Below are 12,469 nucleotides of genomic sequence, written 5' to 3'. Positions count from 1 at the left end.
TATGACCGCCCATGACCTGCTTCAGCAGTTTTTCACCCATCGCATCGTGGTCAGCCTGCGGGCGGCGACGGCCGAAATGGCGGTGCAATCGGCGCGTGCCGTCATCGCCGGTGGCATCCGTATCATCGAGGTTCCCTACCACACTCCCGGCGCGATGCGGGTCATCGGCGACATCCGGCATCAGTTCGCCGATGAAGTCACGGTGGGTATCGGGGATGTCCCGACCATCGAGGCGGCCGACCGCGCCATCAAGGCGAATGTCCAGTTTGCGACCCTGCCCTACGACAACCCGCCGGTGATGGATTTTTGCCGGAAACATCACGTGCTGGTCATTCCCGGCGGTGCCACTCCGCGCGAAGTGGCCCGGTTGGCCGAGCGGGGGCTGCAACTCGTGCGCGTGTTTCCCGTGGCTTCCTTCGGTGGGGCCGTCTATGTGGGGCAACTGCGCCGGACCATCCCCAATCTGCACCTGCTGGCCGCCGGAGGCATTGACCTGACCGGTGTGGCGGAATACCTCCAGGCTGGAGCGTCGGTGGTCACGGTCGGGAGTGGCCTGTTTTCACCTTCCACCGGCAACCAACCCGACCTCGAAACCCTCACCCAGCGCGCCCGGCAGCTTGCGGCGCTGTCCACATCTTCCCACCACTGAGCCTGTCTTCGCGCCCGGCCTTGCCACGCACCACGCCACACAGTATCAAGGCAATGTGTTATTCATCACATCCGGCCCGGTGTCGCCCTTTTTGAGGAGCTGTCTTTTATGAACTTTTCACTGTGCCACGTTTTTCCGTGGACGCATCGCTTCCGGCAAGCCCGCACTCTCTGGCGTTCTCTGCTCGCTGGAGGACTTCTTCTGACACTCATCCTTTCAAACTGGAATCTGGCGGAAGCCCAACGCACCCGGCGGCAGCCGGCACGGAAAGCGCCGGCAACAACAACGCCACCCGCCGGTCCCACCGCCACAACTGAAACCACGACGCCACGCCCGCTGGCGGAGTATTTTCCCGCCAACGCGCTGCTCTACGCCGAGTTTGAGCGCCTGCCAAATGCCATAGACGAAGTCCTCGCCGTGGAGAGCCTCAAGCAATTCCTGGCGGCGTCCGACTCCCCCCTGCCGATTGACCTGACACGCTATGACGAAGCCCTGGAAGCCTTTGGCTTTCCCGACAAAGCCACGCTCGCGGCAACGCGCATCGGATTTGGACTGATACTTTCCCCAAACCCGAAAAAATCCACGGTTGGCGGCTTGTTCCCCACACCCGAAGTCGAATTCGTCGTGGTGCTCATTGCGCCCGACAATGCTGCCGCCGCGCGCTTCGTGCAGCTTGGGGAGCAGTGGTTGCCGACGCTTGTGACGAATACCAGGCGGGTCAAGCCACTTCCGGGACGTGCCGGACGCTTCCGTACCACTACCTTTCCCGCGGCCAAAGCCACCGAATCGCTGGTCATGGCGCACAGCGGTCAGGTCGTTGCCGTCGGTTTCCGCCCGGTGATGACGCGCTGGCTCACCCAGATGGCCCAGCCCACCTTCAACCCCCTCGGTAAAGCCAGAGGCTTCGAGGACGTTCAGAAACAACTGACGGACAACCGGAACGGGATGGTCTATATCAACACGTCCACCATCGGCACGTATGTCCGCGACCTGTTTGCTGAACTGTTGAAGCCCTCTCCGTCGGGCAACCGGGTTTCCCGTGAGCAGGCCCGTGCGGAGGCGGAATTTGCAGCCAAAATCAGCCAACTCGTCACACAGTCCGGCATCGGTGCGGTGGATGGCACCGGCTTTGCCTACAGTGTGAAAGATGGACGGGTCACGCAGCGCATCGTCGTTGGACTCGACCGCGCCAGCGAGGGTCTTTTCCCGGCCTTTGCCGATGGCCCTCGCGTGAGCGGACGCGCGGCTGATTTCCTCCCGGACGACACCCAGATTTTTGCCACCCTGAGCGTCAACCCGACGCGCGTCTATGACACCCTGCGCCAGATGGCCGGGACGTTCAACGCCAGGTACGAAACCGACATCCAGGTGGCCGAACGCAAGTTTGGCGTCAACTTCCGCCAGGAAATCGCTGCTGCCCTGACTGGCGAAATCACCTTGGCCGTAGGCGGTCTGCAAGTCAGAGAGGTTGTCAATACCGGCACTACCCTGCCGTTCACAGACAACTTCCGGGTGGCCACCTTTGCCGTCAGCAACAATCCCCAGGCGCTGCGGGAGGCGTTTGCCAAAATTTTCTCGGCGGCAGCACGCAAGGCTGCCGACCGAAAGGCCTGGCAGGCCATTGCCAAACCGCCCGAAGGAACGCTACCGCGGCCCATTTTTGACCCCCGTGTGAAGACTTACGAAGGCGAAACCATCTGGCTGTTCGAGGGCAGCAATGAGGATGAAGAAAACGCCTTTGCCGTGTCGGTGGTTGCCAACGTGCTCGTTGCCGGCCGCACCAGCGACGTGAAATGGGTCATTGACAGCTACCGGCGCGGGCAAACCCTGGGCCGCTGGGAAGATTTCAACGTCGGCTTCGGGGCGCGTCCGGCCGACGCCATGGGCAGTGCGTATGTCTCCCAAGGGCTGTTGGCCCAGGCCCTGACCGAACTGCGCAACGAAACCCCCAAACGCTACCAGGTGTTTCTTGAAGGACTGACGCCATTTCCCGTCTTTACCCACATCGGACGTGAAGGGCGGGTGATCACCAATGTGGTGGATGTGTCCCTGCCCTATCTCGTCGGCATTGCCGGCGCCGGGTGGGGGGCAAGTTCGGCGGCCGATGAGCGCCGGGCCAACGAACAGGGCGTACGTGAGGTGCTGCGGGCCATCTACGAAGCCCAGATGGAATATGCGCGTGGTGCCGGTAAGGGCAACTACTCCGACAGCCTTCCGACACTGGCCAAACGCGCCGACGGCAGCCGCAACTTTGGCGAAGAAGTCGAACTCATGACCCGCCTGCCCTACCGTGGGTATGTGCTGGGCCCGATTGTGCTGCGCCCGGCCGGAGACGGCAAGCCAGCCGGTTTCTCGCTGACAGCCTTTCCAGCCGTCCGAACGGGACCAGACCGCACCGGCGACCAGACGTTTTACCTCGATGAAACGGGCACGCTGCGCTGCCTGCCGGTATCCGCCGGGGATGCCAATGCCGAAAGTCCGGGCTGCGATTCGTTTGCCCCTGCTGAATCTGCCCCAGATACTTCCAAGCTATGATGTCTCTGGTTACTGAACGCCGCTTCAGGCAGCGGCTGGAAGAACTCTCCATAGTGTGGCACGCGAATAACTACCAGCCGGCACTCGCCTGGGCTGCGGCCAGTGTGATGTGGGTGGCAGCCCCGGAGCGGGACATCGCGGCCATTCCGGGACAACTCGATGCTCTGGCCGATGCGCTGTGGGAGTGGGCCGAGGAGACCGGACAGCCCGAACCGCTTACCATCGAAGCCGTGGCCGAAGGCTTTGTGGCGCTTGGTTTTCGTGGCAACACGGAAAACTACGATGACCGGCGCAACAGCTTCCTCGAAGACGTGCTGACCCGCCGGGTGGGGATTCCCATTACCCTTTCCGTCGTTTTCATCGAACTGGCTGCCCGGTTTGGTCTGCGGTGCGAAGGCATCAACTTTCCGGGGCACTTTCTCGTGCGCTACAGCGGCCCCGATGGCGTCGGCTATCTCGATCCCTTCCACCAGTGCCGGTGGCTGGACAATGACGGCTTGCAGCAGTTGCTTCACCAAGTGCACGGGCCAGAGGTGGAACTGTGCGCCGAACACCTGAAAGTGGCCCAACCGGCCGACATGTTCCTGCGGATGCTCAACAACATCTACCGCATCAGCCTTGAAGCCAAGGACTGGACAACGGCCTTACGTGCGCGCCGCATGCAGTTCATCGTCTGCCCGGAGGACCCCTACATCCGGCGCGACATCGGGCTGCTGTACCTCCAGCTCGAACGCTGGAGTGAGGCCGTGATTTGGCTTGAAGAGCAGAAACAAAACACCAGCTCCGAAACCCAGCACCGCATCCTTGAAGCACATATCAACGAAGCCAAACGGGAATTGGCCCGGTGGAACTAGGCGCAAAGCCGATGGCGGTCCGGTTTACTTTGGGCGCGCCAGCCGCGCTCCACGCACGAGGCCACGCCCGGCGGCCTCAATGGTGAGGCCCAGCCAGGTTTCAGCCTCCGGCAGGGGCAGTTGGCGAATGCCGGCGGCAGCCGTGTCCACCTCGGAAGCGGCGCTTCCCAGATAGACGGCCGTTGCATAGGCCCGGGTTCTTCCCCGGACGGTATCCGTCGTCTCCGCTGTACGGGTTGCCATTTCCTGCGCCGTACGCCGCCAGGCATCAGCCGATGGCGGCTGTTTGACAAGATCACGCATGGCGCGCGCCATGCGCTCCTTCACTCCGGGCGCATCTTCCGGCTCACCTTCCCCAATGACCAGCAGTTCACCAAGCTGCAACGCCGGGCTGAACTGCACCCGGAACACTTCCCGGTCCGAAGCGTCGGACTTCAGGCGGTCGTTCAGCCAGGCCGCCAACACATTCCACCGGTGGTCAGCCTCGCGTCCGCCCGGTGTCCCCAGTGCGCAGGCTACGATGTCGCGCGTTCCGGTGGTGACTTCCTGGACGATGGGAGACGCCGCCGGTTGCGCGACACGCGCCTTGAGGGACGTGTCGGTTTCGCGGCGCATAAAGCCCTCGGTGATGTCGCGCGTCACCAGTGCTGAGCCTTGCGTGCCGCCGACGATGACCAGAATCGGCAACTGGCGCTGTACGGTTGTGGCATACCACCGCTGCACGGCGCTTTCGTCAAGGTTGCGTACCGTGCCGTTGACGCCCAGCGCCGGGAAACCATAGGGGTGCGACGGCAGCAGACTCTTTCTGGCCAGCCAGACGGCCAACTCCAGAGGACGAGCCGCTTTCTGCTCAGCCAGCAGCCGTTCCCGCTCGGTCTTGACGCCAGCCGCCTCAAAAGCCGGCCGCTCCACAAGTGCCACCAGCCGGCGCAGGGCGGCTTCGGCATGACGCGCCAGCACACACAGCTCAAAACCAAAGAAATCGCGCTCGTTGACGATGTGCAAGCGGCCGCCAAGGCGCTCCAGTTCATCCAGGATGCCGTCCGGCATCTGTTTTGCCGTGTAGCGCCGCATGACGCGCAGCATAAGTTCGGTTATCCCGGCAGTCCGCTCATCTTCAATGAAGCGCCCGCCCTGAAAATACAGCCCGATGGACACCAGCGGGTTGGATGGATCAGGACGCACGAGCACACGCGGGCCGCGCAGGGTCACATATTCACGTACCGGTTCGGCGGGCAGGATGACAGGCAACCCGCTTTCCTTCGCCTTTGGCGGAGCCTTGCTGGGCACGACCACTGTTTCCGGGGCATCGGTTGTCTCACCGGCCGGGATGTCCGCCGCCAGCGTTCCCGGCACGAGCAGCCCGACGGTCTCGAAAAACTTTTCCGGCGTAAACGTACGCAGCGGTGCGGTGACGGCTTCGTACTCGTGGACGACCAGCCGGGAGGCGACAAGATGCCTGGCGGCGACGGCACGCACCTGCTCGGCGTCAAGTTCACCGATGCGGTCGAGGTCATCCAGCCAGGCCACCAACCCGGAAGTGGATTCAACCCGGGCGAGCTGCTGCGCCCAGTCGCCAAGGCGGTCGCCGTCCAGGGCGCGTTCGAGTTCAAGCTGCGCCCGCGCCCGCTGAAGTTCGCCGTTTGAGAGGCGCTCCCGGCGCAACCGCTCGATGGCTTCAAGCGTCAGCGCCTCGGCCCGGTCAAGGCGCTCCGGCTGCACGTTGAGACCCACGCAGAAGGTTGCGCCCTGCGGCATGGCTTCGAGGTGCGTCTGGATTTCAGAAGCAATCTGGCGGTTTTCAATCAAGGCATCCTGGAGCCGGGAACGCACGCCAAGCGCCAGAGCCGCGCGGATGATGTCCAACGCTGCGCGCTCCTCATCCCGCAGAGTCGGCAGGACGTAGCCCAGGTGAACCCAGGTGTGGTTTTGCGGGCCGCGGTCGGCGCGGTACTGCCGGCCGGTCAATGTCCGGGGCGTGGCGGCTGCCGCCGCTTCCGGCTTCCAGCCGGCATTGACCTCAGCGACGACGCGCAACGTCTCGGCCAGATTGAGGTTCCCGGTCACGGCCAGCACCGTCCGGCGGGGCGACATGTGCGCCGTGTGAAACGCGCGGGCCGTTTCCAGGCTGATGGCTTTGAAGTGGGCTTCTGTGTCGGGGACACCCGATTGGCGTCCGGCAGCCAGCGCCAGCCAGGCCGACCGGGACAGATGGCCGCTATGCAGGCGACTTTCCAGATGATGGCGCGCGGCCTGTACCTGCCCTTTCTGAAGCTGCCCTTCGGAAAACTCCAGACGTGCCAGCGCGCGCAGCAGCACGCCGGCCGCAGTTGCCAGATGCTTTGCTGGCGCGGTGATGGTCAGGGTGGCCCCGTGTGCCTCGACGACGGTTTCAACCGTAGCGCCAATGGCGGCCAGTTCGGCTGCATCGGCTTCTGCCAGCAGCCCATGCGCGACAACCCACGCCACACCGGATGCAGTCTCCGGTTCGTCAGCGTCACCAAAACCAAGCCGCGCCGCAACGGCCACCAGTTCCGTGCTGTACCGTTCACCACAGACCAGACGCAACCCGTTGCTGAACCGAATCAGCGTCAGCACACCGCGCTGGGTCTGCTCCACGAGTCCGCGAATGGGGGACGGCTTGGCCGGCGCCGGGGCTGGCGATGTCACCGGCGGAGACGTTCGGCGGCGGGTCTGACCGGCCACCGGCTCACCCATTGCCCAACCGACGAGGAGCAACAACAGCCAGACACAACGTACGTACGACATAGGCAACCTTCCAAACCCGTCCGGCGTGTCCCCGGACTGGTGTCGGGTCTGTGACCGTAGTCCGTTCCGTGCCCGGGCGGCAAGTTGCTGCCGGCCTGATACATCGGAGCAGAGATAATGGCATCTGACGGCACAGTGAAAAAAGCCGTTGCCTAGCCGAACCGTCCGGCGAGGTAATCCTCGGTTTGTTTTTGGGATGGTGCGTTGAAAAGCACTTCGGTGGGTCCGAACTCGACCAGTTCACCCAGATACATAAAGGCGGTGAACTCGGCCACCCGCGCCGCCTGCTGCAGGTTGTGGGTGACGATAAGCGTGGTGACGTGCACCTTGAGGTTGCGCAGCAGTTCCTCGATGCTGGCCGTGGCCAGCGGGTCCAGGGCGGAAGTCGGTTCATCGAACAGCAACAGTTCCGGCTCAACGGCCAGCGCACGGGCGATACACAGGCGTTGCTGCTGCCCGCCGGAAAGCGCGTAGGCGGAGTCCTTCAACCGATCCTTGACTTCATCCCACAGGGCGGCATCCCGCAGGGCGCGTTCAACCCGTGCTTCCAGTTCGGCGGTCTGGCGGATGCCGCGCAGGCGCAGCCCGTAGGCGACATTTTCAAAGACCGACTTCGGAAAGGGATTCGGCTTCTGGAAGACCATGCCGATGCGCGACCGCACCAGAATGGGATCGGTTTCCGGGGCGAGCAGGTTGATGTCGTCAGGATAGAGGCGGATTTCGCCCTGGTAGCGATGCCCCGGATAGAGATCATGCATCCGGTTGAAGCAGCGCAGCAGGGTGCTTTTGCCACACCCTGAAGGGCCGATGAGGGCGGTTGCGCGCCGGGCGTGCACCGGCAGGTTGACTTCCCGCAGGGCGGCCTTGTCTCCGTAGAAGAAGCTCAGGTTGCGGGTTTCGGCCTTGAGAACGTGGGATGGTTCATGGCTGTTGGCCGGCTGTCTTTGGACGCTGTTGTTCATAGGCCGGAAAACCTCCCACGCTACCAGAGTTGCTGCCGGCGCAGGCGATAGCGCAGCCAGACCGCCGTGGCATTCATCACCGCTGTCAGAAAGGTCAGCACCAGCGCCGCCGCCGCCGCATTGGGGCGAAAAGCCGGATTGGGGCGGGAAGTCCAGTCAAAGGTCACAATCGGCAGCGCCGTAAACGGCGCCCACAGCCAGTCAAACGACAGAAACGGCGCTTCGGGCGAGAACGGTGCAGGTGGCAGAAAGGCAATGAAGGTCACGGCCCCAATCGTCACCAGCGGGGCGGTTTCGCCGATGGCCCGCGCCAGGCCAATGATGATGCCGGTCAGAATGCCGGGAAGCGCCGCCGGCAGGACGTGCTGCCACACCGTCTGCCAGCGGGTTGCGCCGACGGCGTAGGACGCTTCCCGGATGGACTGGGGCACCGTGCGGATGGCCTCGCGCGTGGCCACGACAACAATCGGCAAGATGAGCAGCCCCAGCGTCAGGCCGGCCGTCAGGATGCTCGCGCCCAGCCCCAGCAGGCGGACGAAAAGCCCCAGCGCCAGCAAGCCATAGACAATCGAAGGCACACCGGCCAGATTGACAATGTTGACTTCAATCAGCGTGGTGAGGCGGCCCGGGCGGGCGTACTCTTCGAGATAGACCCCGGCCGCCACGCCAAGCGGAAGGGCCACGGCTGCCGTCACCGCCATGACCACCAGCGTCCCGACCCAGGCGGCCAGAATCCCGGCCTGTGCCGCCCGGCGGGAAGCAAAGGTCAGAAAGAAATCCGGCTGCAAACGCTCCCACCCCGTCTGGAGCACACCGGCAAACAGGGACAGAAACACCACCGCCAGCAGTCCCAGCAACGCCCAGGCCCCCAGCACAAAGCCCCGTTCGAGCTGCCTGGCCCACCGGATGCGCGCCGCGGCGCGGTCCCCCAGGCGGCCAATCGTTGCCGGGTTCGTCATAGGACACACCCCTGAACACGCTGCCGGCGGCGGACCCAGTCCGCCGCCAGGTTGAACACCAGCGTCAGGATGAACAACACCAGCGCCGCTGCAAAAATCGTCCGGTAGCCCAGACTGCCGTAGGGCACATCCCCCTTGGACACCTGGACGATGTAGGTCGTGACGGTCGCCGCCGGTTCGAGTGGGTTGAACGTCAGGCGCGGCTGCTGTCCGGCCGCAATCGCCACGATCATCGTTTCGCCGATGGCGCGGGAGACACCCAGAACGTACGACGCCGCCACGCCCGAAAACGCCGCCGGCAGCACCACCTGCCAGGCGGCTTGCAGGCGTGTCGCACCCAGAGCGTAAGCGCCTTCGCGCAGGCTCATCGGGACGGCCCGCAGGGCGTCTTCGCTGAGCGAGGCCACGTAGGGCACGATCATCACGCCCATGACCAGCCCGGCCGAGAGCAGATTGAAGCCAGGCAGCGCCGGCCACAGCTTTTGCAGCAGCGGAGTGACGGTGTAGAGCGCAAAGTACCCGAACACCACCGTCGGCACGCCAGCCAGCAGTTCAAGGATGGGCTTGACGCTTTCCCGGAAGCGTCCCGTGGCAAATTCCGACAGATACAGGGCCAGCCACGTGCCACAGGGAATGGCAACAGCCAGCGCCACGGCGGAACTGGTGATGGTTCCCGACAGCAGAACGCCAATGCCAAAGCGCGGCTCGGCAAAAAGCGGCGTCCATTGCGTGTCGGTGAGAAAGCTGCGCCAGGAAACCACCCTGAAAAACGGCAGCGACTCGCCAATCAGCACAGCGGCGATGCCCAGTGTCGTCAGTACGGCCACCAGCGCCGCACCGGCCAGCAGCCACTCGATGCCGGTTTCCCACCAGTTTCGCCAGCTTCGCTGTCGCTTTGGCATATCGGTTTCAGCCACGGCTGCCGCCTACAACGCGGCCGGCCAGGTCAGCAAATCCTGAATGGAAACTGCCACCGCCGGGCGATGGGTGAAGACGCTGCCGACGCGCCCGTTGGCCAGATGCTGACGGACGGCAGCGTAGGCTTCCGGCGGCAGCGGCACACAGTGCACTTCGTCCGCCAGCGCCGCGCCGTGTTCGAGCCAGAAGTGAACGAAGTCGGCAACTTCCGGGCGTTCCAGGGAGCGCGCGTTGACGTAGATGAACAGCGGCCGCGCCAGCGGCGCATACGCCCCGGAGAGGATTGTCTCGACGGTCGGCGTCACGGGCGGTTGGCCGGCAGCCCGCGCTATCGGGACGGGACGCAGCCGGTCGCGGTTTTCGTAGTAGATGTCAAAGCCAAAGTACCCCAGCGCGTTGGGATCGCCGGCAATGCCCTGCACGAGCACGTTGTCGTCTTCGGACGCCATGTAGTCGCCGCGACTGGCCCGCGCCTTGCCGTTGACGACTTCGGTGAAGTAATCGAACGTCCCGGAGTCGGTTCCGGCGCCGTACAGGTTGAGCGGGCGGTCGCCCCACGCCGGGTTGACCTGCGACCAGCGGCGGATGCGTCCCTGGGCTTCAGGGGCCCAGATGCGCCGTAACTCATCGAGCGTCATGGCCGACACCTGGACGTTGCCGGGATGCGTGACGACGACGATGGCATCCATGGCGATAGGCAGTTCGTAATAGGCCAGCCCGGCCTGGCGACATGCTTCACGTTCAGACGCGGCGATGGGGCGCGAAGCCGTGGCCAGGTCAGTTTCTCCACGGCAAAACTTTTTCATGCCGCCGCCCGTGCCGGAGACGCCGATGGTCACGCGCACGCCCGGATAGTTCCGCTGGAACTCCTCGGCGACGGCTTCGGCCAGTGGATAGACGGTGCTGGAGCCGTCCACGCGGATGACCGGAAAACCGCGCCCTGCCGGAGCGCAATAGGGGGTCGTCGCCGTCATCAGCGCCAGCCCGACAACCAACAGGGACTGAAACCACATAGGCGCACCTCGGCCGGGAAGATGCGCCAAGCAAGCGCGATGGGTGTTACGGCGTTTTTTCAGGGATGTAACAGGCGCAGACCAACCAGGGTCCTACGCGGGCGGACGAAGCGCCCGCGAGCGTGGCCGCAGCACCGCCGGAAGCTGGCTTTTCAGGGCCTGCCGCACGACATGGCCGCCCGGATTCAGATGCTTGCGCATGTGGTTGATCATCAGGTAGCCGTCGTGAAACTTGAACGGCGTCTCACCGGTGGTGTAGTGGCCGCAGTACATCCAGGCCGAAGTGTACGGCGCGCGGTGGCGCTCAAACTCGCTCAGGGCATGGCGGGTCAGGTGTGGCAGGAACGTCAGGTCGTAGCGCGCCGCGATGAGCAGGGTCTTTTTGCTCCGGTTTTCCGGGCGGCCCAGCCGCTCAATGTAGGGGAAAGGGCTGATCGGCAGCCAGTACTCGCGCAAGTCATGGCGGGTGACGTGCTGTTCCAACCCGGCCCGGACGTGGCTGGTGGAAATGCCGGTCCAGACCACGTCGGCAAAGTAGCTCGACACGTGGTTGAACGCCGCAACCTGCAGGCGTGGGTCAAAGGCGTAGGCCAGAAACGCCACACAGGAGCCGATACTCGTCCCGATGATGCCGAAGCGGTGGTAGCCCTGGCTTTCGAGCCAGTCGAGCACGAGCCGCACTTCGTGAACGGCCTGCCGGACGGCCTGGAGGGTACGCCCTAGGTTGGGGCTGACCATGTAATCAGCGCGTACCTGATGCACGGGCCGCCGGCTGCCGTGGTAGGGCAGACTCAACCGGACGGACGCAATGCCAAAGGCATTCAGCCCTTGGCAGACCGAAACGTGGCTGGCGTAGTCGGCATTCCACTGGGGAAGCACCAGCACAACCGGCGGGCGGGTTGTTGCGCCCGGCCGTTCCCGAACCGGAAAGTAACGCGCCCAAGCCAGGTTGTTGGGTTCGTCCGGCGTCTGAATCGAGCTGGGAAAGGTCAGCCACCCGTCATGGAGGTGCCATTGCGCAAGGGGCGGCGGTGCGAAGAAGCGTTCCCCGGCGGCGAGGGTCTGCCGGACGTACTCGCGCAGAAAGTCCGGCGGATGGGGAAAATCGGCCACCGGCAGGGGCGCCGGCAGGTGCTCGCTGTGGCTGGTGAGGTGGTCGAGTCCCCAGGCAAAGGGTGAAGCACGCCGGTGGCGGTCCACCTTCGACAGGCGGAGTTCCCAGGACTGAATGAGTCGCTTCAGCATGGCAGCGGGTTGCTCTCCTAACCGGCTGCCGAAGCTTCACCGGCGGCCCCGCCCGTTACGGCGGCATCGCTGAAAATGACGAAGGTATCTTCGTCAATCGGTCCCAGGCCGACGTGCCGCTGGCCCTCAAATTCCCGAATCCACGCGACGACCATCATTTCCCTGCGCTCGGCATTGACGCTCGGCAGCGCCAGGGTGAGTTTTTCGCCAACCGTGACTTCCAGCGGGGTGATGACACAGGCCCCACGCCGACTAATCGAAACACACTGGGCGGCGGTATCCCGTTTGAGACCATCCTTGTCACGCCCTTCGACCACGGCGGGCAGGTGGCACGTCAACCGGTTTTCACGCCGCATGCTTTCAAACTTTGACTCGTCGGTTTCCATCATATCGCGTCTGAACTTCCCCTTTGTTGGTCAAGCGTCGCATGCCGGGGTTTGGCCTTCATGATTTTTCCGGGTCAACCTGCACAACCCTTTATGCAACCACAGCCCGGCGATGCTTTTCCAGCTTTCCGTTGCCAAAACCAGATGATCGGCCTTAGTTTCATCTGTCTCCTTCAACG

At 64.0% G+C, this 12,469-nt stretch carries 10 protein-coding genes; 3 read left to right on the top strand and 7 right to left on the bottom strand.

Translation table 11 applies throughout. From position 1 onward, the window contains the following. Window position 1: 1 nt before the first annotated feature. The 3 genes from J8C05_RS02940 to J8C05_RS02930 all read left to right on the top strand — a co-directional run bounded on the left by J8C05_RS02940 (window position 2) and on the right by J8C05_RS02930 (window position 4,038). The gene (locus J8C05_RS02940) at window positions 2-649 is read left to right on the top strand and encodes a bifunctional 4-hydroxy-2-oxoglutarate aldolase/2-dehydro-3-deoxy-phosphogluconate aldolase (protein ID WP_211422713.1); all 648 of its coding nucleotides are present in this window, start codon (window positions 2-4) and stop codon (window positions 647-649) included. A 108-nt stretch (window positions 650-757) separates the two neighbouring features. Next, window positions 758-3,184 carry a hypothetical protein gene (locus J8C05_RS02935; RefSeq protein WP_211422712.1) on the top strand — a complete coding sequence of 809 codons (2,427 nt, stop codon included), beginning with the start codon at window positions 758-760 and terminating at the stop codon, window positions 3,182-3,184. Continuing rightward, the gene (locus J8C05_RS02930) at window positions 3,181-4,038 is read left to right on the top strand and encodes a SirB1 family protein (protein ID WP_211422711.1); all 858 of its coding nucleotides are present in this window, start codon (window positions 3,181-3,183) and stop codon (window positions 4,036-4,038) included. The genes J8C05_RS02935 and J8C05_RS02930 overlap by 4 nt, the downstream gene beginning before the upstream one ends. A gap of 24 nt (window positions 4,039-4,062) precedes the next feature. Here the strand turns inward: J8C05_RS02930 and J8C05_RS02925 are convergent, their stop codons facing one another. The 7 genes from J8C05_RS02925 to J8C05_RS02895 form a co-directional block, all read right to left on the bottom strand. After that, window positions 4,063-6,807 carry a M16 family metallopeptidase gene (locus J8C05_RS02925; protein ID WP_211422710.1) on the bottom strand — a complete coding sequence of 915 codons (2,745 nt, stop codon included), beginning with the start codon at window positions 6,805-6,807 and terminating at the stop codon, window positions 4,063-4,065. A gap of 152 nt (window positions 6,808-6,959) precedes the next feature. After that, window positions 6,960-7,769, bottom strand: coding sequence for a phosphate ABC transporter ATP-binding protein PstB (pstB, locus tag J8C05_RS02920; RefSeq protein ID WP_211422709.1), 810 nt, complete (start codon window positions 7,767-7,769; stop codon window positions 6,960-6,962). Window positions 7,770-7,789: 20 nt separating this feature from the next. Next, on the bottom strand, window positions 7,790-8,728 hold the full coding sequence (gene pstA, locus J8C05_RS02915) for a phosphate ABC transporter permease PstA (protein WP_211422708.1): 939 nt from the start codon (window positions 8,726-8,728) through the stop codon (window positions 7,790-7,792). Then, entirely contained in the window at window positions 8,725-9,630 is a 906-nt protein-coding gene (pstC, locus tag J8C05_RS02910; RefSeq protein WP_211422707.1) for a phosphate ABC transporter permease subunit PstC, read from the bottom strand. The genes pstA and pstC overlap by 4 nt, the downstream gene beginning before the upstream one ends. A 24-nt stretch (window positions 9,631-9,654) precedes the next feature. Beyond that, entirely contained in the window at window positions 9,655-10,659 is a 1,005-nt protein-coding gene (locus tag J8C05_RS02905) for a PstS family phosphate ABC transporter substrate-binding protein (protein ID WP_211422706.1), read from the bottom strand. 93 nt (window positions 10,660-10,752) lie between these two features. After that, the gene (locus J8C05_RS02900; protein ID WP_211422705.1) at window positions 10,753-11,904 is read right to left on the bottom strand and encodes an RcgR family putative quorum lactone hydrolase; all 1,152 of its coding nucleotides are present in this window, start codon (window positions 11,902-11,904) and stop codon (window positions 10,753-10,755) included. 17 nt (window positions 11,905-11,921) lie between these two features. Continuing rightward, window positions 11,922-12,293, bottom strand: a complete 372-nt coding sequence (locus J8C05_RS02895; RefSeq protein WP_211422704.1) for a PilZ domain-containing protein — start codon at window positions 12,291-12,293, stop codon at window positions 11,922-11,924. Window positions 12,294-12,469: the final 176 nt, after the last annotated feature.

Source organism: Chloracidobacterium sp. N (genome assembly GCF_018304765.1).
Classification (GTDB): domain Bacteria; phylum Acidobacteriota; class Blastocatellia; order Chloracidobacteriales; family Chloracidobacteriaceae; genus Chloracidobacterium; species Chloracidobacterium aggregatum.
The sequence above is the reverse complement of the archived record's forward strand: the minus strand, read 5'-3'. Positions and strand labels throughout refer to the sequence as shown.

What these genes read in the sequence shown, in the direction of transcription:
- J8C05_RS02940 (WP_211422713.1), top strand. Translation starts at nt 2, where the DNA reads ATGACCGCCCATGACCTGCTTCAGCAGTTTTTCACCCATCGCATCGTG.
- J8C05_RS02930 (WP_211422711.1), top strand. Translation starts at nt 3,181, where the DNA reads ATGATGTCTCTGGTTACTGAACGCCGCTTCAGGCAGCGGCTGGAAGAA.
- J8C05_RS02900 (WP_211422705.1), bottom strand. Translation starts at nt 11,904, where the DNA reads ATGCTGAAGCGACTCATTCAGTCCTGGGAACTCCGCCTGTCGAAGGTG.
- pstB (WP_211422709.1), bottom strand. Translation starts at nt 7,769, where the DNA reads ATGAACAACAGCGTCCAAAGACAGCCGGCCAACAGCCATGAACCATCC.
- J8C05_RS02905 (WP_211422706.1), bottom strand. Translation starts at nt 10,659, where the DNA reads ATGTGGTTTCAGTCCCTGTTGGTTGTCGGGCTGGCGCTGATGACGGCG.
- J8C05_RS02895 (WP_211422704.1), bottom strand. Translation starts at nt 12,293, where the DNA reads ATGATGGAAACCGACGAGTCAAAGTTTGAAAGCATGCGGCGTGAAAAC.
- pstC (WP_211422707.1), bottom strand. Translation starts at nt 9,630, where the DNA reads ATGCCAAAGCGACAGCGAAGCTGGCGAAACTGGTGGGAAACCGGCATC.
- J8C05_RS02925 (WP_211422710.1), bottom strand. Translation starts at nt 6,807, where the DNA reads ATGTCGTACGTACGTTGTGTCTGGCTGTTGTTGCTCCTCGTCGGTTGG.
- pstA (WP_211422708.1), bottom strand. Translation starts at nt 8,728, where the DNA reads ATGACGAACCCGGCAACGATTGGCCGCCTGGGGGACCGCGCCGCGGCG.
- J8C05_RS02935 (WP_211422712.1), top strand. Translation starts at nt 758, where the DNA reads ATGAACTTTTCACTGTGCCACGTTTTTCCGTGGACGCATCGCTTCCGG.